The sequence below is a fragment of the Clavibacter sp. genome (assembly GCF_014802555.1).
Classification (GTDB): domain Bacteria; phylum Actinomycetota; class Actinomycetes; order Actinomycetales; family Microbacteriaceae; genus Clavibacter; species Clavibacter sepedonicus.
In genome coordinates this window covers 1-20,206 of the sequence record NZ_JAAVCB010000139.1, presented here as the reverse complement: position 1 = coordinate 20,206, position 20,206 = coordinate 1, and the positions used below count along the sequence as shown (strand labels likewise).

Below are 20,206 nucleotides of genomic sequence, written 5' to 3'. Positions count from 1 at the left end.
TACCGTGGGACATCGAGGCCTCCTGGCGATGGTTGAACTGAACAGCTCCATCAAGCCAGGAGGCCTCTTCACACGCCCCGAAGTGTCACCAACGTCATGGCCGAGTACAGCTAGCGCCCACCCCTCGTAGGTAGAGGCCCCACCGGGGCCGCCGAGAGAGGGAGTCGCCATGCACCACCGTGAACTGCTCCACCAGGTGCCCCAGAGCGGGCCGTCGCGCGTCGCGAGCACCCGGCCGTACTCGCCGGCCCTGCCCGAGGAGATCACCGCAGATCTGCCGCCGGTCGCCGCCCCGTCTGTCGCGTACCTCGACGCCGTCGCCTGGCTCGACACGCTGAACGAGCTCTGCAAGCTCGACGCCGAAGCCCAGGAGCGGTTCGCGGTCGACTTCTGTGAGCTCATCGACGAGATCCCCGCGAACCTCGATCCCGACCGTCCCCTGCCTACGCCGACGGAGTTCGCGGACGAGAACTGGGCGGCCTACTGGGCGGCACCGCCGTTCTCGTCGTTGCCGGGTGGCTGCTGCCCGCCAGGTCCCGAGTCCGAGCGTCTGGCCCGGATCAGTGCGCTGCACGTCACCCTCGGGAGGCCGTCAAACCTCGCCCCGATCACCTCCCTGGACGAGGCCCTGGGTCTCACCCCGCTTCGCGACGAACGCCCGGGGGCTCCTGCAGTCGACCCGAGCTGTGCGTAACTATTGCCATATGTGTAAGTCGTATGAGTAACTATCAGTAGGTGTAGCGAGCGGTGAAGGGACGACCGATGTTGATGACCAGGTGCGTGTGCAGCGCATGCGGGCACGTCTTCGCGCACGGCGACGTGCTCGAGACCGTGCGCGGGCTCGCCTGCCCGAACTGCCGGGCGGCCCGGTTCACCTGCTCGCCCGACGGCGCGGGAGGCGAGGCCGTCGTGGACTACGACGACGGGCTCTGGACGCCCCGCTGCCAGCCGTGCGCGTGGACCGGTACCGCCGAAGGTCGGATGGACACGACTGAGCGCGCCGCACGGATCCACAACTCCGAGCAGCACCTCCAGGTTCCGCGCCCCGAGTGGGCGGAGGTCGCCCGATGGGCCGCCGAGCAGGCGCAGGTGGGCGCACGATGAGCGACCAGCGGACCGCGCCCGGCGAGTCCCTCTTCGCGAGCGTCGGCTTCCTGATCACGGTCCTGGCCGTCGGCTTCTTCGTGGCCGTGCAGGCGGGCATTCCTCCGGCGGTCGACGTCTACCGATGGATCCATCAGCGGGTCGACGTGTCGTTCGAGTCGCTCGACTGGAACCGCAACGGCGCGTACGTGTCGCTCGGCCCCGTCACGGACGACCTCGCGGCGGCCGGCCTGATCACCCTCACCCCCCACCCAGCCATCAACGCCGACGCGGTCAAGGCCCTCCTGGACGCGATCCCCGCCGGTGCCACAGGAGCCTCCTACGCGTACTCCCCGGACGCGTTCGGCCCCCGGTGGTCGGACACCGACCAGAACGGCTGCGACCAGCGCAACGACGTCCTCGCCCGCGACCTCACGGACATCCGCTACACGCCCGGAACGCACAACTGCGTCGTGTCCACCGGAACGTTCTACGACAGCTACGCCGACAACAGCGGACCCATCAGCTACTACCGCGCCGAGGAGCTCGCCACAGGCACTTCGCCCGCCGCGATCGACGAGGTCGTCCCCCTCCGCTGGGCCTGGCAGCACGGGGCGAACACCTGGAGCGCCGAGCAGCGCGAGAAGTTCGCCACCGACTTCGCCAACCTCCAGACCACCCAGGCATCCAGCCTCGCCGGCAAGTCCGACCAAGACGGTCCCGCCAGCTGGCTGCCACCGGCTGAGAGTCACGCCGCCTGCCTGTACGTCACCCGCTTCACCAACACCGTCAGCCAGTACCACCTCACCCTCGACGACGACGACCGCAGCGCCATCCGCCACGTCCTCGACGCCTGCACCCCGCCCCGCCCCGCAACACCCACGACCCCGGCTTCATAGCGCCGACCAGCGCTATGCCGCGCCCAGACCCCTGCAAGGAGGACCCCGTGCTCACGATCAGCTGCAGCCGCTGCGGAATCGAGTTCCACACCGCCGGCCCCATCTGCCCCGACTGCGTCGACGTGCTCGCCGACCTCGACGCCATGACCACCGCCTCGCCCCCTCCCACCGCCACCCAGCCGCGACCGCAGGGCATCTACACCGGCCACCGCGTCCTCTCCCAGCGGCGAGGACGCCTCCCGGCGGAGGTCGCCTCCACCCTCGATGCGGAGATCCGCCGGCTCAACGCCCTCCGGCGCTCCGACAAGGAGATCGCCGAGCTCCTCGGCGTCGGCGACGTCACCATCTGGCGCCGACGGAACCATCTCCGCATCCCCGCCATCTCTACCGCCGGCGTCACCCACTGGCGCGCCGACAACGCCGCGGACCTCAACCGCGAGTACCTCGACCACGGACGAGCCCACCGATGGTCCCCGGACCGCGATCTTGTCGCCAGCTGACCCCCTCACCCATCACGCGCCTCGAGCGCCCGAGCCCCACAGGAAGCCACCGTGACCACCACCCACACCCCGGCGCCAGCTCTGGCGACCGACACCCTCCCGCTGACCATCCACCTCCCCCTCCCCGCCTACGCCGCCCTCGTCAAGATCGCCGAGCACCGCCACATCGAGGCTCGCGAACTCGTCGCCCAGCTCGTCCAGCACGCCATCAACGTCACCTGCGGCAAGACGCCCCGCGCATGCGAGGTCAGCGACGAGCAGCTGATCAGGATCAACGACCTCGCACTCGCCGGCATCCACGCCGACGAGATCGCCCACCAGCTCGACCTGCCCGAGCGGGTCGTCAGCCGCACCATCCAGCGCCTCCGCCCGAACCCGCGCTCCAAGCGCGCACGCGAACTCGGACTCACCGGCTCCTGACCCGTCACGGGCCCACCACTCACTCCGTCCCGCCCGCATGACGGGCATCCAGAAAGGCCCCACCGTGAACCTCTTGCCCCTCACCCAGGGAACCGCCCTCGTCCCCGGGGATGTCCTGATCCCCGGCGCCGTCCTCATCTTGGGCGTGGTCGTCGTGGCCATCGCGTACGACCTCATGACTGAGCACGCACGCTGGTCACCCTTCAACGGGCGCGACGACTACTTTGGCGTCGATCTGACCGACGTCGACGCTGCCAGCCACCGCGCGGACTCCGTCGTACGGAAGGCGTTCGAGCGCCTTCCCGGCCCGTCCTTCCTCGTCGCTGTCAGCCACGACGAGAACCAGGTCCTCGCGGTGACCGTGAGATTCCGAGGTCCTGTGCCGCAGATGTGGAGCGGGTTCTGGCGGAAGGCGACTGAGATTCGAGTGCAGAAGCTCCTCGCCGCCCAGACGCTGCACGGGGGCGAGTGGACGACGCACTGGGGCACGGACAAGGACGAGGTCCAGTTCACCCGCGTACAGACGGCCGTCCATCTGGAGCCGGTCGCGCCGGTCGCGGACGACACCGGCACGGTCTCGAGCCGAGCGGCCGTCGACCTCGAGCAGATGCACGCGGACGCCGCTCGCGCCCGCTGGGCCCGCGTCGCATGCGCGCCAACCTCGGATGAGCGGAGGCAGGCGAACGAAGCGTGCGCCCACCACCTTGACACGCTGCTCGCCCTCGAGGACCAGCGCGCAACCGCCGACACCGGCTCACCCGCGCATCGCACGGTCCTCGCCTCCGAGCCCTTCACCGTCACCCTCTGCGAGCAGAACCTCCACGCACAGACCCTCCCCATTGCCCACGAGGTCGGCGACCGCCGAGAGCCGGTCGGGTCATGAGCGCGCAGGAAGGTCGGTCGTGCGGGCGCTGCCGCCGGTCGATGCGTCCGCAGGGCGCGTCCGTGGAGCGGTTCCCGGGGACGGTGGAGCACAACGCGTTCGGGCTCTGTAGGACCTGCTACGCGCAGGACAAGCGCGAGAAGGAGCGGAAGCTCCCGCCCGGGGCGCGGGCGGGCGCGAAGCGCAGGGGGCGGCGTCCGGGTGGGCTACCACGCATCCAGGGGCGTCTGCCGGACGACTACGCGTTCCTGCGGACGCACGACGACGATGTCGAGCTCGTGCGGTGGACGTTCACGAAGGTGGGGCCGGTGGACGAGCTCGTGACCGGGCGCTTCGCCGGATGCACCTCGGACGCGTGGAAGCTCCAGATCAACGGGGCCGTCGTCGCGTTCCCCCGGGAGGTCTGGGAGGTGTGCCTCCCATGAGCGGCCAGATCGACGGCGCGGACTCGGGTGCGGCGGTCGCCTCGGTTCCGGTAGGGCCGCGCCGGCTGCAGCTCTCACGTCGACGCGGTGCGCGACTGCCCGAGGGCGCCGTGTCGGTGGCTCGTCCGTCGCAGTGGGGCAACGGCTTCCGTATCGGCGACACCGTGCGGGTCGGTCTGATCGAGGCCACGGACGACGACTCCATGGTGCCGGTCCCGGACGCTGCGACCGCGGTCGAGTTCTACCGCCGGTGGGTCAGTCGACGGCTCCACGTGCAGCTGCAGGTCCGTGAGCGTCTCGTCGGCCGAGATCTCGCGTGCTGGTGCCGCGCCGACCAGCCGTGCCACGCCGACGTGCTCCTCGAGATCGCGAGGACGCCCGTGGACGAAATCTGGGCGGGCGCGAGATGAGGGCCCGGATGCTGGAGCCGGCCGTGAGGCCGCTGAGCGAGTTCGAGCCGGAGCGCGATGGTCATGCCCGCGTCCTGCAGGGGGCGTACGGCGACAGCGCGACGCGGGAGGCCCTCGGCGCCTGGTGTGAGCGGCGGGCGGCCGAGGGTGAGTTCACGTTCCTGGCCCCGTTCGCCCCGGTCGAGGGTCGCGGCATCAGCACCATCGCCGATGAGCGACTCTGGCCGGCCGCCCTCGAAGCCGTCCGCGACGAGCTGAGCCGCCGGCACGCCGTTCGGCTCCGCATTGAGGAATGGGCGGGTTCCGCGCTGGGTCCGCTGCGCCCCTGGTACGTGGTCATCGACATGAGCTGGGTTCGGGACATGCATTCCGATACCTGCAAGGCACACGTGTTGGGCCTCATCGGCGAGATCGTCCGCCAGGGCGCCGGAGTCGGAATCCACATTCTCGCCACCCGGGCTGACGGCCCCGCTATCTACCTGTACCAAGCCAATCTCCTGGCCGCGGAGGTATCTGCATTCGATACAGGCGCCATCACGCTCGACGGCCTCTAGCCACCTAGCTCCACATCACTTCAACGAAGGGACACACCATGAACTGGTTCAGCAAGAACTCGAAGAAGCAGCCCTGCACCGGCAACGACATCCTGCCGACGGTCATCGAGCACCCGGGAATCAGTCTCTACGGGGACAAGTTCGGAGACCCGGCATCTCCGTGCCTGTACTACGGCGTCGACGCCAGCGGCAACGCCATCGGGTGGGAACTCGGCCGAACCTCGACCGCCGCTCATGTGCTCGCCATCACCCCGACCGGACTGGGGGGTGGATCCCTCGTCGGTTCCCTGATCGTGGGCGCGGTCGTGCACAGCCTCGACATCTTCCTCATCGACCCGAAGGGCGTTGAGTTCGCGCCGTATCGTGGCATCCCCGAGTGCAAGATCGCGTCCTCCCCGGAGGAGATCTCCGCAATGCTCGACAAGCTGACCGACACGCTCTACGGCCGCTTCGGACAGGTCAAGGGCGACGCGGACGGCGCTGATGCGCTTCGACCGCTCGTGGTCATCGTCAACGACTTCCCGTGGATCAAGCGCGACGCCGGCGCCACGTCGCTCGAGCAGCTCCACGAGCTGATCTCGCTCGGGCGCTCCGCGGGCATCCACGTCCTCATCAGGGCACCGCGGCCGGACGCGGAGCTGGTCACCGGTGGCATGCGCGACAACCTCGCGCATCTGATCGTCCTGGGCGACCCGACCGAGCAGGGATCCCTGATGCTGTGGGGCGATGCCCGCTTCGCCGAGAGGAGTGTCAGCGCGCCCGACCGGGCTCTCGTGTCGAGGGGAGCGGGGGCGCCGGCGCCGGCGCAGCTGTTCGGGGTCGACGCCGCGGACGCGACGCTCCAGGAGAGCCTCCGGGGAGGCTGGGCCCTCGAGTGTGTCCGCTCCGTGGTGAGCATGCGTCCCGACCTCAAGGAGCTACCCAAGGGCTCTCCCTCGCATCTGCTCGTCCTGGGGCAGAAGGACGAGGAGGGATCTCAGATGATGTGGGGCGAGGTCCTCAATCCGGGCGCTGACCCGAAGCTCTTCGGGTTCGACCGGCCGGTCGACTCGGAGCAGGACCAGTGAGCCAGCCCGCCAGCGACGGCGAGGCGGAGAGCCGCCTCGAGGCATGGGAGCGGGCCGCAGCGGACCTCCTCGAGGGGCACGACTGCAGCGCGGCCGCGGAGCGCGCGTACCGACGGACGGTGCGCGCCGAGAGGGAAGCGGGCATGACGCGGCGGGCGCTCTCCGAGATCCGGACCGCGGTCGATGGCGCGAACCTCGACGCCGGCGCGAACGCGTCCGCGCTCGGCACCATCCGCCTCATCCTCGAGGACGCTGAGATGCGTCGTCTGGGCCAGGCGCTCGTCGACGACGAACCTGATGCGGGACAGGACTCGTCGTGGACCTGACGCTGACGGACCTGTTCTGCGGTGCCGGCGGATCCTCGTCTGGCGCCCTGCAGGTCCCGGGTGTGCGTGTGCGGATGGCGGCGAACCACTGGAAGCTCGCGATCGAGACCCACAACACGAACCACCCCGACACCGACCACGACATCGCGGACCTGTCCCAGGTCGACCCGCGCCGCTACCCGCGCACGAAGATCCTGTGGGGATCCCCCGAGTGCACCTCGCACTCGCAGGCCGCGGGCATCAAGCGGGGGAGCACGCAGGGGGAGTTCGACCTCTACGACGACCGCCCGCTGCCATCCGAGGCAGCCGAGCGGTCCCGGGCCACCATGTGGGACATCCCGCGGTTCGCCGAGTACCACCGGTACGAGGCGGTGATCGTGGAGAACGTCGTCGACGCGGCGAAGTGGATTCAGTTCCCGGCCTGGCTGATGTCGATGGAGCTCCTCGGCTACGACCACGAGACCGTGTGGCTCAACTCGATGCACGCCCAAGCGCTCGGTGCGCCGGCGCCACAGTCACGGGACCGGATGTACGTCGTGTTCTGGCGCCGCGGGAACCGGCGTCCCGATCTGGCGAAGTGGACGCGGCCGCGGGCGTTCTGCCCTGAGCACGGCATCGTCCGCGCCGAGCAGGTCTTCAAGAAGCGCGAGCGGTGGGGCCGCTACCGGGCGCAGTACGTCTACCAGTGCCCCAAGGTCTCCTGCCGCGGTCGTGTGCTCGAGCCGGGGTGGCTGCCGGCGTCCTCAATCATCGACTGGTCCATCCCTGGCCAGCGCATCGGCGATCGCCTCCGCCCGCTCGCGCCGAAGACGCGCGAGCGGATCCGCCGCGGCATCGAGAAGCACTGGGCGCCCGTCGTGGTCGAGGCTGCCGGCAACGCCTACGACTCCACCGACCCCAAGCACCGCCAGCACAGCAACCCCGACGGGTACGTGCGCGCCTGGCCGAGCACCGACGTCCTCAAGACCCTGCACACCACCGCGTCCAAGGCGCTCGTCGTGAACCACCTCTACGGCGCCGACGAGCGCCGCTCACGGCCCGTCGAGGACCCGCTGCCCACCCTGGTCGCCTCCACGGTGAACGCGTCGCTCCTGGTCCCGGTCGAGGGCCGGGACGGGAAGCACGCGGCGCCGGTGTCCGGGCCGCTGCGCACGCAGTCCACCCGCAACGAGACCGGCCTCGTCGTCCCGCTGCGCACCCACGGCACCGCGGCGTCGACCGCTGAGGCGTTGAAGACCGTCGTCGCCGGCACCGTCTCCCAGGCACTCGTCGTCCCGCTGCGGAACCACGGCGTCACCAAGCCGGCCCAGCAGCCCATCGACACCGTCGCCGCCGGCGGGAACCACCACGCGCTCGTGATGCGGAACAACACCGCCCGCGGAGACAGCAGCCAGATGTCCACCCCGGTCCACGAGCCGATGCGCACGCAGACCGCCAGCGGCACCCAGTCGCTCCTGCAGCCGGGCGCGCGGATCTCGGTCGACGTTGACGACTGCGAGTTCCGCATGCTCACCCCCGAGGAGATCAAGCGCGGCATGGCGTTCACTGCCGAGTACCTCCTCCTCGGCACCAAGCGCGAGCAGGTCCGCCTCGCCGGGAACGCCGTCACTCCACCGGCCGCACGGGACCTCATCGCGGCCGTCGCCGAGTCCCTCGGCGTCGACGTCGGCCCGATCAGCATGGACAGCTTGGAGGTGGCCTGATGGGCCGAAGTACCGCACGGCAGGGTGGCATCAGCGTGATGGGGCTCCTGGGGCTCATCGTTCTCGGGGCCGTGCTTTTCGGCCCCCACCTGGACACGCAGAGCCAGACGCACTGCACCGTCACGGGGAAAGACCGCGTCTCCGGGTACCGGGGAGCCACAGACTCACGGGTCTACACGTCGTGCGGCGTCCTCCGCGTCAGCGACTCCATCGTCACCGGGCACCTGCGCTCAGCAGACACCTACGCCGCCATCGAGATCGGCAAGACCTACGACTTCGACACCGAAGGCGTCCGCATCGGATGGCCCCTCTCCCAATTCCCCAACATCCTCGAAGCTCGCGAATCGTCATCGTAAATCACTCTCAGAAAGGTGAAAATATGTCCACGCATACTCCCGAAGGGCGTTTCGTCTACGGTGGCCTGCGCCCCGATCTGGACCTGCCGGGCGCCGACCTGGTCCTACCGAAATCAATTTACGAGTCCGCAGACGGCCAGCTCTGGCAGGCGCGTTTTGCCAGGCAGGACGGCCTCGGACGTGTCTGGAAGCCGGTGAAAGGAGTGTCGGCTAAGAGAAAGCGGCAGCTGAATCGTCTGATTATCGTGGCCCTTGGATTCACTCTCCTCGCCCCGCTGGTTGTCCACATGGCGCGCTTCTCGTTCGGGTTCGTAAACCCGGAGGTCGCCGCCTGCGCGCTGGGCATCACGGGTGTGGTTGCCGCCATCGCCGTCATGCAGGTCACCGAGAACGAGGTCGTGGTGGCTCGTGCGGACTCGCCGGACACCGACGAGCCGACACCCGGGGGCCCGGTGGACTCATGACCAAGCACTTCCCGACATCCCCCATCGACCTCGCCGCCGTGCGCGCCCAGCTCGACGACGTCCACAGCGCCACCAGCCGAGCTCAGGAGGAGCCGCTGGACATCTCGCTGCGGATCGCGGCCGAGGAGCAGTGGAAGCAGCTCGGGAAGCGGGTGCCGGCGCTGCTGGCGAACCTGCAGCAGGCGCAGGCCGCGCTCGAGCGCGCGAATGCCGTCGCAGACTTCGCGGCGGACCCGCCCGTCGATGACGAGCTGCTCGCCATCGCGCGGGGCGCCGATGCCTCAGCTCGGCCCACCGAGGAGGCGGCCGGGGCCCGCCGCGAGCTCTACGCCCGTGGCGCCCGGGACGCCATCGCCGGGGTCCTCGCCGTGCATCACCCCCAGACTCGGTACTCCTACGACGACGGCGAGACCAGTCATCCCACCGAGGACGACGCTCACCGGTACTTCGAGGCCGACCCGTACTGGACGGCAGGCGTGCCCCTTCCCGAGCTCTACACCCTCGAGGTCTGCGCCGAGTGCGGCGCGTTGGAGAGGCGCGGCCAGGAGCTCTACCAGGATTCCCTCTGGCCCTGCCGCACCATCAAGACGATCACTCCATGGAGGCTCATCGCATGACTGCTCTCCCATACCGGCAAGCTCGGCCCGCCGACGCGTACCCGCTGGCGTGGGCGCACGCCCGCGCGCTCTTCCAGCGCAAGTCCTCGCGCGTGGGGTGGCTCATGCCGCTCTACTGGCTGACCTCGCAGGTGACCTACGCCATCTGGATCGCCGACGGCGACGTCTACACCGCCGGCCGCGCATCCAGCGTCGTCATGACCCGCCGTCGAGCGCGGAGGTGGGGCCGAGCCCTCGGCATGGCCGTGACCACGCTGATCCTCTTCACTGTCCTCGTCCTGGCGGCCGCGCTGATCCTGCCGCCCTTCATCACCACCGTCTTTCTCTCCTGCCTGATCGGCGTCCTCCTGCTGCTCCTCGTGGCCTTGATCGTCAGCGCCTTCCCCCTGGCCGCCGACCCGCTCTACAAGCCCGCCCTCCGCGACCTGTCGGCCGCCGGCCCCGTCGTCGTCCTGCATGACCTCGTCCGCTCGCCCGACGACACCCCTGGAACGGGCACCCAGCTCCTCGCCGCCATGCTCCGCGACCCACGCTTCACGTCCAGCACGGTGATCGCCACGGCCGTCACCAACGACCTCGCCGACCGCTACTGCGCCGCCGGCATGCGCCGCGCCCAGCCCGGGTCCCGCGTCGTCATCCGCGACGCGGTCCATAGCCTGTAACCAGCGCCGCCCCGGCGAGCGCCGACCGAAGGAGACCCCGTGAGCCCGCCGACGCGCCCCGCGGCCAAGAACGACCTGCACCTCGCCGACGACCTGCACCTGGACGCCGACTACGTCGCCGGCGCGAGCATCGCGCTCCTCGGCAAGCGTGGCGCCGGGAAGACGTACGCAACGCGGGTCCTCGCCGAAGAGCTCCACAAGGCGCACGTGCAGACGGTGATCCTGGACCCGATGGGCGTGTTCTGGGGCCTGCGCTCGAGCGCCGACGGGCACCGAGAGGGGCTGCCGATCCCGGTGTTCGGCGGCGCGCACGGCGATGCACCTCTGGAATCCACCGCGGGCGCGCTGATGGCGGACCTCGTCGTCGACGACGGCCTATCGATGATCCTGGACATCTCGGAGTTCAACTCCCGCACGCAGGAGCGCGCCTTCGCCGCAGCGTTCTTCGACCGGCTCTACCGCCGTAACCGCACCCTCGTGCACGTCATCATCGATGAGGCCGACCTCTTCGCCCCGCAGCGTCCCCGCGGCCAGGACGCGCCCCTGTTGGCGACGATGGAGAACCTCGTCCGCCGCGGCCGGAACCGGGGCATCGGAGTCACCATGGCGTCCCAGCGCGCCGCGACGCTCAACAAGGACGTCCTCACCCAAGTCGACGCGCTCGTGGCCATGCGCGTGACCGCCCCACAGGACCGCGACGCCATCCGCGAGTGGGTCCGTGGGCAGGGAACCGCCGACGACTGGGAGAAGATCGCCCCCTCCCTCCCCGCGTTAGAGAACGGCGAGTGCTGGTGGTGGATCCCGGAGAAGAAGATCCTCAAGCAGGTGCAGGTCCGCGGCACCCGCACCTTCGATTCCTCACCCACCCGCACGCGCGGCGCAGCCTCGCGCGTCCCCACGACCCTCGCCGCGGTCGACCTGGACGCCATCAGTACCCGGATCGCGGCGACCGTTGAACGCGCGAAGGCCACCGACCCCCGCGAGCTCACCAAGCAGGTCCGCGACCTCGAGCAGGCGCTCGCCGCCGCCAGACGGGCCACCGTCGACGCGCCCGCGCCCGCGCCTGCGCCCCTGCCGGCTGTCGTTGACGAGCTGGCCCAGGGGCGCCTCGACGAGGCCCGCACCGCCCTCGAGGAGGCGGTCGCGCGGCTTCGCTCCCACGAGACCCACCTCGAGCAGACGATCACTGACCTCCTCGAACAGGGCACCCGCGTCCGAACCGACGTCGAGGCGGCCGCCGAGCAGGTCGCCGGCGCGCTCGCGGACGTCAGCGGCCCGCGGCCGGGGGCCCTCGGGCGCCCGGACAGCCCCTCCGCGGCCATCTCGCCCGCACCAGCTCCTCGCCCGGCCCCAGAGCCTGACCACGCGCCGGCGGAGCCCTCCGGGGACGAGAAGGGCCTGACGCCGGCGCACCGGAGGCTGCTCGACGCGCTCGCGGTCCTCGAGGCCGTAGGGCTCCACAACGTCCCCCGAGCACAGCTCGCCTTCTTCGCCGGCGTCTCGCCGCGCTCCAGCGGCTACGGCAACAACCTCGGCGCCCTCCGCACCGCCGGCCACATCGCCTACCCCGCCGGCGGCTACGTCGCTCTCACCGAGACAGGACGCGCCCACACCTCACCGACCGCACTCGACGACCTCCGCACCGCACCGACCCTCCGCGAACAGACCCCGTTCCTGCAGCAGCAGATCCAGAAGCTCACCAAGCCCGCACACTGGCGGATCCTCGAGGCCCTGATCACCGCGCACCCCCACCCCATCGCCCGCGAGGCGCTGGCGGCCGAAGCAGGGGTGTCCCCCAAGAGCAGTGGCTACGGGAACAACCTCGGCGCTCTCCGCACGCTCGGGCTCATCGACTACCCCGAGCCGGGTCAGATCGTCGCCAGCGACGTGCTGTTCCTGCCCTGATGGTGCGGCGGCTGGCCAAGGCGCTGACTTGTTGGGCGGTGTCTGCGGATGGTCTCAGAATGGGGACCATGGCACCCATTCGCAGCTTCGGAGATCGCGCACGACGAACGACCGTAGGTGCTCCGAGCCGCTCGGGCCGGGTGCCACGATGATGGACGGCTGGGACCCCGGCGCCGTGGCCACGTTCTGGGCGGCTGTCATCGCGGGCGTGGTGGGGCTGGTGGCCGTCATCGTTACGATCGCCGATGGGATCTCGACCAGGGGCGTGACGCGCGCCTTCGCCGCTCGCGAGCAGAGCTGGACCCGCTGGTCCTGGGCAATCGAGAAGGCCGTGAGCGACAGCGCGGCCGAACGTGAGATCGGGCTGGCAATGATGGATGCTCTGAGTGACATGCCCTGGCTCTCGGAGGATGATGAGCGAATAGGCTTCGCCCTATCGGCGGCCGTAGATGCTCGCAACGCGCGCGAGGACGCGGAGCCGCCGAAGCGCGAAGGCCGTTGGGGAAGGAAGAACCGATGAGCACGAACAAGGACACCGATCAGGCCGTGCAGCATGCACGTTCCGTCCAGGCGAAGATGGCCAAGCGGCTCGAAAAGCGCGGAGTGACCGCCCGCGCCACCAAGTCCGGCAAGTTCGTCACCGTGACGTTCGCTCGACGTGAGCCCACGACCACGGCGAAGCTGACCGAGAAGTGATTTCGGGCGGCATACCCGCCCGGCGAGACGTCAACGACGAGGACCCCAGCCTGTAGAGGCTGGGGTCATCCTCGTTATGCGGAGGTGCGCCGGTTCAGGTGAGAGATTCGGGGTTCGCTGATTCCTGCTCGCTCGCGGATCTCGGCCCACGTCGGGCCGTCTTCGGCTGCCAGCGCAGCCTCGATGAGCGCGTTGCGTTCGGTGAGGAGGGCGGTCATCGTGGCCTCGAGCTCCACACGCTCGGCGGTGAGCTTGCGGAGGCGCTCGAGCAGCTCCTCCGGGCCTGCATCTCCGACGACGCCAGGCAGCGGCTGGATCGCGTTGTAGCCGTTCTTGTAGAACGCCGCCCGCGAGATCCCAAGGGCCTCGGCGAGCGCCGTGGCCGGTGTGGGGGTGGCGCGGAGTGCGGGGAGGAGATCTCGCTGCTGGCTGCGGCGGGTGTCGATGTCGGCGGCGGTGGCCGTGATGAGGTCGCGGAGTTCGGTGAGGCGGTCGGTGGTCATGGGGTCCTCATGGTGAAGGTGCGGGGCGGGGGGACGAGGACGGCACCCGGCTCGGGAGGCGAAACTGTCAGATCTACACCAGTGAGCCGGGTGCCGTGAACCAGGCTAGCCGGTGGCGGCCTGGGGCCCAGCGGGCAGCGGTGGCGCTGCGGTGGTCGGTGGGCGTGGGGGTGCCGGGCGGGTGCTCATCGGTCGTCTGCTCCGCAGGGGCTGTTGAGGTGTTCGGGGCTGGTCGTGCCGGCAGCGCAGACGCCGCAGAACCGCTCGTCGTCACCGTCTTCGTCGTCGCCGTCCTCGTGCGCGTCATCGGCGACGTCGACGAGAGCTGCCGTGGAGGTGGTGCTCTGCTGTTCGAGGGCGGTGAGGAGTCCGGCCAGGCGGGTGTGCGCCCAGGGGGAGATGTAGTGGTCTTCGGCCCAGCTCCGGAGCACCTGGCTCAGGGCGCGGGCGTCGGCCGGTGTGGGGAGATTGGCGAGGTCAGCGCGGAGCGCGTCGACGAGGGCGAGGAGCGGCCGGACGTCGTCCTGGGATGCGGCGACCGCGTCGACGAGGGCGCGGTAGGGCCCGAGTGCTCCGGTGTGATCGGCGTCGTGCGCCGCTCGTGCCTGGTCGGCGGCGTCGGCGCGGGCGTGCATGGCTGCGAGCGCGTCGACGTCGGCGTCGGGTGCGGGCGCCGAGGTGAGGGCGTGTCGGATGGTCTTGGCGTCGGCGACGACGTCGAGGACGTAGTAGCCGGTGTTCCGGTGGGCGGCGTTGGTGAGCCGCTGGAGGGCCTCCTCGACGTCGGCGTGCCCGGCGATGGGCCTGGTGCGTTCGTCGTGGACGGCTTGGAGGGCGTCGGCGGCCTGGTGCATGAGCGCGGCGTTGGTGGCGCCGACGATGGCGGGTTCGCCGCGGCCGCGGAGCTGCGTGATGAGATCGGGGTCGATGGGCGGGGTGCTCATGTGGTCGTCCTCTGTTCGAGCTTCGCGGTCTGGAGGATCTTCTCGAAGGGGTACCTGTCGTTCCAGGGGTGGCCGGTGGCGACGGAGACGGTCGTGCTGTTCACGCTCACGACTTCGTGCCAGCCGAGGCGGGTGCGGATGTGGGTGGCGCCGAGGACGTCGTCGCGGGTGAGGCGCGGGCGCTCCTGCTTGGCCAGCATGTTCTCAAGCCGGCGCACCTCGAAGCCCCAGTGCTCCATGCGGTCGTGGGCCTCCTTGGCGTCGCGGAGGAGCCTGTCGAGCTCGCCCTGCACTTGGCGATGCGCAGCTTGCGAACCGGAGCCGCCGTAGCTGAGCAGCCCGCCACGGTAGGTGCGGGCGCGCTCGCGCGCACCGTTCGCCCTCTCGACATCCTGCTCGGCGAGAGCCAGCTCACCCCGGGCGTACGCGAGGCGATCGAGGAGACGGGCATAGCCGCTCACGAGCCGGCCCCCTCTCTGACATCGCGGAGCGTCACGAGGGCTTCCGACTGCTCCGTGGCGTCGAGCCGCGCCTCGAAGCGGGTGCGCTGCACGGTGTCGTCGACGTCGAAGCCGACCTTGTCGCCCTCGCCGTCACGGACGAGAGCGATGGCCTCCTTCTTGGAGGAAGCATCGACCAACACCGTGCACACCACGACTTCGCGGTACGACACCATGTAGAGCTTCGACGGACGCTGCTGGGGGGTCATCCCTGCGCCTCCCACGGGCCAGCGGCGACGCGGCGGACGATGTGATCTCCGGGATCGGAGACAACGCCCCCTCGCTTCAACCACTGATCGGCGAGACGCTTCCCCTCGTCTCCCATGCCCATGATTCGCTCGATGATTCGCCCGGCCTCGTCTCCATACGCGCCCTCGTACTGCACGCCCCACTCCACGGTCATCTCGGCGGCGGCTCGTGCGCGCTCCGCGGTGACGCCCGCCTGGTGCGCGGCGCGGACAACGTCCCAACGGTGGAGGTTGTCGGCTCGTTCCATGAGCCATTCGCGGATGTCGTCGTCGGTCGGGTTGATCGGGAGCACCGGCTCCGTGTGATCGTTCATCGGGTCTCTTTCTCTCGGTGGGTCGGGCAGAGGGTCGGGCCGACGGACCAGCCACGCTCGTTGAGCACGGCGATGATCTGCTCGTCGGTCATCGTGGCGCTCTGCTCGACCCGCTCCTTGTCGGGGCAGGTGAAGTCGTCTCCGATGCACTCCACGAGGGCGTACTGCGGGCCGCGATCGTGGTCGGCCATGATCGCCCGAAGGGCGGGCCCCATGTGGTTGGCCGAGCGGCTCACGACTGCACCCCACCGATGAGGCGGAGCTTGGCCTCCCCAGAGGCGCGCGCTCGCAGGTTCGTGCGGGACGGGGCGAGCATGGCGCGCGCCTCTCTGCGGTTGATCGTGGGCAGCGCAGGCCGTGTGGGTGTCTCGGCGGCGAGCGGTGCGGGGGCGGAGAGGTAGGCGAGGACCGTCCTGATGTCGTCGAACTCCTCGGATCCGGGACCCCACGCCATCGGGTCGAACAGCCGCTCGAAGGCGGCACGGGCGGCGCGCTGATGAGGCACGCTGCTCTCCTCCACCGGGTCAGTGGGTCCGCCCAGGGGCTCGGGTGAGATCGGCTTGGAGTACCCGGCGGCGACGAGATGCCGCGCGAGCCTGTCGGCGATGACGGAGTCGGGGAACCCGAAGGTGTCTCCGCTGGGCCAGGACGCGGTGACGATGTCCTGAGCGAGGCGGGTGACTGCCTCGATGTGGGAGGTGGTGGTCATCGCTCTGCCGCCTGACCCTCCGGGCGACGGCCTTCCGCACGCTCGCGAGGTGTCCCGGTGCGCGGAGCGACGGGGCTGCTGCCGTCCTCGATCGCCCGGATCTCCTTCTGGGCCTTGTGCGCGAAGTACCCGAACGCCACCGAAGGGGCGAGTGTGCCGATGAAGGCGACGGGTCCGACACCCATCGCGAACAGGACGACCAGGGCCAGCAGCGGGGCGGGGGGGGCTGAAGGGGGTGAAGGCTGTAGTAGCACCAGCCCGCCCCCGCTACGGCTGCGGCAATCAGGACGCCACCTAGGGACTTGAGCTGCAGCGCTTGGAACTCGTCGCGCTCGTCGGTGAGGGCTCGGACTCGAGCGCGGTCGCTGCTGCTGAGCGTGTTGTAGGCGATCTTCATGATGGAGCCTCCTCATGTCTCGTTTCGCGGTGGTCGATCTGGGTCATGGTGCCGGTGTGCCCGGGACTCGAGCCGCTGGCCCCAGTTCGGTCGGCGATGGTGGTGAGCTTGTCGATGGCGTCCTGTGCGCGTGGGCCGGGTGCGGCCAGGTCGCGGGCGCCGTGCGCTGCGGCGGCGGCGCCGGAGGGGAACAGGGGCACGTCGGTGGCATAGTCCGCGCACACCGGATCCAGCTCGCCGGTGATGATGCCCATCCGGACGGCGAGGAGATCTCGTGGGTCGCGGTGGCCGAGCCAGCCGGCGCACACGTGGCCCTCCTGCTGGTGGCACATGAACACGGCCTGAGGCTGGGCGGTGATGTCGCGGTCGTAGCGGGGGAGCTTCTCGTATTCCTCAGCGGCCCAGAGCCCGGAGGGGACGTTCTGCCGGTAGGGGCAGGTCGCGCACGGTGTCGGCCGCGGCACGGATCCGCTCTCCTCGTCGTTCACGAGCGCGCCGGGTCGGACGTCCGGGTCGGCGAGAGCGACCATCATCGGGTCCAGGCACCAGCAATGCGGGCCGGTGTGATCATGCGTCTGCAGCGTCATGCGTCCGCCCTCGCGGCGTCTTCGCCTCGGTCCCCGCTGACACTCGGCACAGTCTCGTGGGTGAGCACGGTACGCACTTCATCCAGTGCCACCTCACGTCCCTTGAGGTACGCGTTGAGGCGGACGGCATCGGTGGTCGGGTTCCCGCCGGAGGGCCGATCAGTGATCTGCAGCGCCGCTTGGATCGCGTCCAGGGCGGCCTCGATCAGGGCGACATCGTGATCTACGAGTCGCTGCCCGTTCGGGGAGCCAGATACCGCTCGCGCAGCGCGGTAGGCAAGGTCGGCGAGCGCCTTGTCTCGTTGGCGGATGATGCGGGCGCGTGCGGCGGGTCCGACGCTGGAGCCTGTGGTGTCGGGCCGGAACCAGGTCTGGAGGAGGTCGACGACTTCCTCGTCGCGTTCGTCCATCCGGCCTGTCTCGACGCGCACGTGGTCGATGAGGACCTCGCGCAAGGTCTCGGAGGCCGAGGGCTCCGTATCGGGTTCAGCGGCTGAGGCTGGGGGCGTCGTCGCGGGGGTTCGGCCGTCGACGATGTCCTCCAGGCGTGCCACAGTGGCCTCGGCGTCTGGCCCGTGCAGTTCGGTAACGACGCCCTCTGTCATCTCCCGGCGCCAGTTCAGCGCGTTCTGCGCGTCGTGGGGAGCCAGCTCCCGCGTCCGGAGGTCTGCCAGCTCGGCCGCCTGACGGTGCACTTCGGCCAGGAGAGCGCGGATGTGCTCTCGGGCGGTAGCGATGAACTCGGCATCGGCCGGGAGGAAGCTGTCGAAGACCACGGCGCCGCTGCCGGGGGCGAGGTCGGCGTCATGGACCTCCGCCCAGTCGCGGAACCACGGCAGGTCAGTGGTGGCATCGAGAAGGGCCTGCATGCGGGCTAGCTGCGGGGGCGTGAGATGCGTCGTCATGGCGTTGCCTTCGTCTCGCGGGCGGGGTAGTGGATCACTCGGCTACGGGAGCGAAGCGCTGCAGGCTGTCGATCAGGGTGGTGACATCCTCGCTGGTGCCGCAGGCGGTTCCGGCGAGGGCCCAACCACTGCGGATCAGCTGCTCGAGCTGGGAGGCGCGGTCGGCGAGCGCCGCGTGCAGCTGGGCGCCGTCGTTGGGCGAGAGGTGCAGGCGGGTGACGATCGTGTCGAACTCCCAGGCGGCGGGAGTGACGGCGCTCGCCGCGGGGGCGGCCTCACATCGTTCGATGTCGTCCGCGGCGGCGATCAGGTCGTGGCCGTGGGTGCGGGCCTCGCTGGGGGAGAGGGAGATCGTGCCGGTGGTGTTCCGCTCGATGCCGTCGTCGGTCGGGGTGGCGAGGAGGACGTCGACCCAAGGGGTGTCGTTGTCGTCGTCGAGGGCGGCGATGATCGTGATGTCGTCGGCGTGGTAGCTGCTCATGGTGTCCTCCTGGCGAGTAGATCTGACATATATAAAACTACCCACGCACGGGCGAAGTGTCAACCCCCTTTAGTGCGGCGGTTGCGGGTGCTGTGGAAGGCGCGGCGTGGTCTGGCGATGCGGCCCGCGCATCAGTGCCAGCCGATCTGGTCGGGTGTGAGGCGGGAGAACGAGTCCAAGAACGTGAGGGTCTCCCCACCCGTGATGACGCGTGTGCCCCCGAGCCTCCAACCGGTGCCCGCGAGGGCGTCCAGCTGCGCCTGGCGGGCGAGAAGAGCAGCGTGCGTCTCCTCGGCGCCCTGGAGGGGAAGCGGGATGTGGAACACCATCGAGTCGAACTCATACGGGGACTTGGGGTTCGTCACCGTCGGGCCGTTGCCCGGGTCGGCCTCGTCTGCGGCGGACGCGACATCGCGTGCGTGATCTCGCGCCTCCTCGGGGGAAAGCGACAGGTAGACAGGCGGGGTGCCTTCGGCGTCGTCCGGGTGCGCGAGGAGCACGTCGACGCGCGGAGAGTTGTCGTACGCATCGCTCGTGGCGAGGACCGTGACGCCCTCCATGTCGTAGCTCTTCATGAGGTCTCCTTCGCTATGCGGTGGGGAAGTGCACGCCGAGCTATACCACCCCGGGGCCTGCCTGCGGGGGCGGCTGTCGGGGGTGGAGCGATGTGGGCCCCACCCCCAGGCCTCACGCGGCAACCCTGGCGATCACGAGCTCAAGCGGGAAGTCGGCCGTGGAGTAGCCGCCGACGCGTCCCGCGGTCTCGTGCTGCGGCCACTCGGCGAAGCTGATCTGGCCGTGGCTGGCCGTCGCTAGCAGGTAGTCGTGGCAGTCGTCGGCCCCCGGGATCGTCCAGCTGCGGGTGTCGCCGTCCGTGTCGCTCATCCAGGCCTCGAGGACCTCGAAGGCCTGGGCAGCGCTCAAGATGAACGCCTCAGGCGCGTCGTTCTCGACGATGCAGTCCTCCGCCGCCACCGGGAACGTCATCGTCTTCACCCCGGGAACGGTGACCGTGATCACGACAGCGCCCCGGGCGGACATGTCCGCGGCGTAGCAGCTCTTCACCGCGGCCAGCGCGGCCGCGTGCTCATCGTGCTCCGGGTCGTGGCGCTGCCACTCGCCCATCACGCCCTCGGCAGCGCGGAAGTCGCCAAGGGCGGCGGGCAGCTCCGCGAAGATCAGCGCGTCCTGGAAGTTCAGGGCCTCCCAGAAGGACTCGGCGTCACCTCCGTTGACGAACATCGAGAGCAGATCGGCGGCATCAGCAGCGGCGGTGACGGCAGGGTGGGTGTAAGTCATAGGGCCTCCAAGTGAGTAGATCTGACATCTACAAAACTACCCATGCACACCCCGGGTGTCAACCCCCTTAGGTCGCGGCCGACTCCCACGCATCGCACCTGTAGTTGCTGCTCGCACAGAACCAGCTCCGAACTACCATGACCGGCATGAACGCCACATCGAGCACCCCTGACCTGCTCACCCACACCACGCACGCCACCACGGCGCTCGCCGTGGCTCCGGGCGCAAGCGGGCTAGGTGTAGTTCCCAGTGAGGTTGTGAACGCGTTCGGCGGGCGTGAGTCCGCCGATGCCGGTGTGGGGGCGGTGGTGGTTGTAGTGATGCAGCCAGGCAGGGTAGGTCGCGGCGC

32 protein-coding genes are annotated in these 20,206 nt (G+C 69.8%); 19 read left to right on the top strand and 13 right to left on the bottom strand.

What is annotated here, in order from left to right:
• The first annotated feature begins 169 nt into the window (after positions 1-169).
• The 19 genes from HDR73_RS15285 to HDR73_RS15195 all read left to right on the top strand — a co-directional run bounded on the left by HDR73_RS15285 (position 170) and on the right by HDR73_RS15195 (position 12,970).
• Entirely contained in the window at positions 170-694 is a 525-nt protein-coding gene (locus HDR73_RS15285) for a hypothetical protein (protein WP_012300373.1), read from the top strand.
• 68 nt (positions 695-762) lie between these two features.
• The gene (locus HDR73_RS15280; protein ID WP_012300372.1) at positions 763-1,104 is read left to right on the top strand and encodes a hypothetical protein; all 342 of its coding nucleotides are present in this window, start codon (positions 763-765) and stop codon (positions 1,102-1,104) included.
• The gene (locus HDR73_RS15275) at positions 1,101-1,982 is read left to right on the top strand and encodes an HNH endonuclease family protein (protein WP_012300371.1); all 882 of its coding nucleotides are present in this window, start codon (positions 1,101-1,103) and stop codon (positions 1,980-1,982) included. The genes HDR73_RS15280 and HDR73_RS15275 overlap by 4 nt, the downstream gene beginning before the upstream one ends.
• Positions 1,983-2,029: 47 nt before the next feature.
• Positions 2,030-2,482: a hypothetical protein gene (locus HDR73_RS15270; protein WP_041465149.1), complete on the top strand. Its 453-nt coding sequence runs from the start codon at positions 2,030-2,032 to the stop codon at positions 2,480-2,482.
• Between the two features lie 51 nt (positions 2,483-2,533).
• Positions 2,534-2,902, top strand: coding sequence for a hypothetical protein (locus HDR73_RS15265; RefSeq protein ID WP_012300369.1), 369 nt, complete (start codon positions 2,534-2,536; stop codon positions 2,900-2,902).
• A 37-nt stretch (positions 2,903-2,939) separates the two neighbouring features.
• On the top strand, positions 2,940-3,785 hold the full coding sequence (locus tag HDR73_RS15260; RefSeq protein ID WP_133064125.1) for a hypothetical protein: 846 nt from the start codon (positions 2,940-2,942) through the stop codon (positions 3,783-3,785).
• 62 nt (positions 3,786-3,847) lie between these two features.
• A complete protein-coding gene (locus HDR73_RS15255; RefSeq protein WP_133064124.1) occupies positions 3,848-4,210 on the top strand; it encodes a cupredoxin domain-containing protein in 363 nt (120 codons plus the stop codon).
• Entirely contained in the window at positions 4,207-4,620 is a 414-nt protein-coding gene (locus HDR73_RS15250; RefSeq protein WP_012300366.1) for a DUF4326 domain-containing protein, read from the top strand. The genes HDR73_RS15255 and HDR73_RS15250 overlap by 4 nt, the downstream gene beginning before the upstream one ends.
• An 8-nt stretch (positions 4,621-4,628) precedes the next feature.
• Positions 4,629-5,174, top strand: a complete 546-nt coding sequence (locus HDR73_RS15245) for a hypothetical protein (protein WP_012300365.1) — start codon at positions 4,629-4,631, stop codon at positions 5,172-5,174.
• Between the two features lie 38 nt (positions 5,175-5,212).
• A complete protein-coding gene (locus HDR73_RS15240) occupies positions 5,213-6,241 on the top strand; it encodes an FtsK/SpoIIIE domain-containing protein (RefSeq protein ID WP_012300364.1) in 1,029 nt (342 codons plus the stop codon).
• Positions 6,238-6,567 (top strand): hypothetical protein, encoded by a 330-nt coding sequence (locus HDR73_RS15235; protein WP_012300363.1) that lies wholly within the window; start codon positions 6,238-6,240, stop codon positions 6,565-6,567. The genes HDR73_RS15240 and HDR73_RS15235 overlap by 4 nt, the downstream gene beginning before the upstream one ends.
• Positions 6,558-8,270, top strand: a complete 1,713-nt coding sequence (locus HDR73_RS15230) for a DNA cytosine methyltransferase (RefSeq protein WP_049792024.1) — start codon at positions 6,558-6,560, stop codon at positions 8,268-8,270. Before HDR73_RS15235 ends, HDR73_RS15230 begins: the two co-directional genes overlap by 10 nt.
• A 38-nt stretch (positions 8,271-8,308) precedes the next feature.
• On the top strand, positions 8,309-8,626 hold the full coding sequence (locus HDR73_RS15225; RefSeq protein ID WP_407637332.1) for a hypothetical protein: 318 nt from the start codon (positions 8,309-8,311) through the stop codon (positions 8,624-8,626).
• 23 nt (positions 8,627-8,649) lie between these two features.
• Complete coding sequence (locus HDR73_RS15220) at positions 8,650-9,090, top strand: hypothetical protein (RefSeq protein WP_012300360.1); 441 nt, start codon at positions 8,650-8,652, stop codon at positions 9,088-9,090.
• A complete protein-coding gene (locus tag HDR73_RS15215; protein ID WP_012300359.1) occupies positions 9,087-9,707 on the top strand; it encodes a hypothetical protein in 621 nt (206 codons plus the stop codon). The genes HDR73_RS15220 and HDR73_RS15215 overlap by 4 nt, the downstream gene beginning before the upstream one ends.
• The gene (locus HDR73_RS15210; protein WP_012300358.1) at positions 9,704-10,369 is read left to right on the top strand and encodes a hypothetical protein; all 666 of its coding nucleotides are present in this window, start codon (positions 9,704-9,706) and stop codon (positions 10,367-10,369) included. Before HDR73_RS15215 ends, HDR73_RS15210 begins: the two co-directional genes overlap by 4 nt.
• A 39-nt stretch (positions 10,370-10,408) precedes the next feature.
• Positions 10,409-12,274, top strand: coding sequence for an ATP-binding protein (locus HDR73_RS15205; protein WP_012300357.1), 1,866 nt, complete (start codon positions 10,409-10,411; stop codon positions 12,272-12,274).
• Between the two features lie 175 nt (positions 12,275-12,449).
• The gene (locus HDR73_RS15200) at positions 12,450-12,794 is read left to right on the top strand and encodes a hypothetical protein (RefSeq protein WP_165770261.1); all 345 of its coding nucleotides are present in this window, start codon (positions 12,450-12,452) and stop codon (positions 12,792-12,794) included.
• On the top strand, positions 12,791-12,970 hold the full coding sequence (locus HDR73_RS15195; protein ID WP_012300355.1) for a hypothetical protein: 180 nt from the start codon (positions 12,791-12,793) through the stop codon (positions 12,968-12,970). Before HDR73_RS15200 ends, HDR73_RS15195 begins: the two co-directional genes overlap by 4 nt.
• A 74-nt stretch (positions 12,971-13,044) precedes the next feature.
• Here the strand turns inward: HDR73_RS15195 and HDR73_RS15190 are convergent, their stop codons facing one another.
• From HDR73_RS15190 to HDR73_RS15130, 13 genes are all read right to left on the bottom strand, one after another.
• The gene (locus tag HDR73_RS15190) at positions 13,045-13,473 is read right to left on the bottom strand and encodes a hypothetical protein (RefSeq protein ID WP_012300354.1); all 429 of its coding nucleotides are present in this window, start codon (positions 13,471-13,473) and stop codon (positions 13,045-13,047) included.
• A 185-nt stretch (positions 13,474-13,658) separates the two neighbouring features.
• Complete coding sequence (locus HDR73_RS15185; RefSeq protein ID WP_012300353.1) at positions 13,659-14,417, bottom strand: hypothetical protein; 759 nt, start codon at positions 14,415-14,417, stop codon at positions 13,659-13,661.
• Positions 14,414-14,878, bottom strand: coding sequence for a hypothetical protein (locus tag HDR73_RS15180; protein ID WP_012300352.1), 465 nt, complete (start codon positions 14,876-14,878; stop codon positions 14,414-14,416). The genes HDR73_RS15185 and HDR73_RS15180 overlap by 4 nt, the downstream gene beginning before the upstream one ends.
• Entirely contained in the window at positions 14,875-15,126 is a 252-nt protein-coding gene (locus HDR73_RS15175) for a hypothetical protein (protein WP_012300351.1), read from the bottom strand. The genes HDR73_RS15180 and HDR73_RS15175 overlap by 4 nt, the downstream gene beginning before the upstream one ends.
• A complete protein-coding gene (locus HDR73_RS15170; RefSeq protein ID WP_106408719.1) occupies positions 15,123-15,458 on the bottom strand; it encodes a hypothetical protein in 336 nt (111 codons plus the stop codon). Before HDR73_RS15170 ends, HDR73_RS15175 begins: the two co-directional genes overlap by 4 nt.
• Before the next feature lie 17 nt (positions 15,459-15,475).
• Positions 15,476-15,715, bottom strand: a complete 240-nt coding sequence (locus tag HDR73_RS15165; RefSeq protein WP_012300349.1) for a hypothetical protein — start codon at positions 15,713-15,715, stop codon at positions 15,476-15,478.
• Positions 15,712-16,188, bottom strand: a complete 477-nt coding sequence (locus HDR73_RS15160; RefSeq protein ID WP_041465145.1) for a hypothetical protein — start codon at positions 16,186-16,188, stop codon at positions 15,712-15,714. The genes HDR73_RS15165 and HDR73_RS15160 overlap by 4 nt, the downstream gene beginning before the upstream one ends.
• A gap of 393 nt (positions 16,189-16,581) precedes the next feature.
• Complete coding sequence (locus tag HDR73_RS15155) at positions 16,582-17,118, bottom strand: DUF6283 family protein (RefSeq protein WP_210432994.1); 537 nt, start codon at positions 17,116-17,118, stop codon at positions 16,582-16,584.
• Between the two features lie 50 nt (positions 17,119-17,168).
• Positions 17,169-18,077 carry a hypothetical protein gene (locus tag HDR73_RS15150; RefSeq protein ID WP_012300346.1) on the bottom strand — a complete coding sequence of 303 codons (909 nt, stop codon included), beginning with the start codon at positions 18,075-18,077 and terminating at the stop codon, positions 17,169-17,171.
• Positions 18,078-18,111: 34 nt separating this feature from the next.
• On the bottom strand, positions 18,112-18,558 hold the full coding sequence (locus tag HDR73_RS15145) for a hypothetical protein (RefSeq protein WP_041465144.1): 447 nt from the start codon (positions 18,556-18,558) through the stop codon (positions 18,112-18,114).
• Between the two features lie 131 nt (positions 18,559-18,689).
• Entirely contained in the window at positions 18,690-19,133 is a 444-nt protein-coding gene (locus HDR73_RS15140; protein WP_012300344.1) for a hypothetical protein, read from the bottom strand.
• A 112-nt stretch (positions 19,134-19,245) separates the two neighbouring features.
• Positions 19,246-19,857 carry a hypothetical protein gene (locus HDR73_RS15135; RefSeq protein ID WP_012300343.1) on the bottom strand — a complete coding sequence of 204 codons (612 nt, stop codon included), beginning with the start codon at positions 19,855-19,857 and terminating at the stop codon, positions 19,246-19,248.
• Between the two features lie 233 nt (positions 19,858-20,090).
• Positions 20,091-20,206, bottom strand: a 116-nt coding sequence (locus HDR73_RS15130) for an integrase core domain-containing protein (RefSeq protein ID WP_287136474.1), incomplete at its 5' end; no start/stop codon positions are given.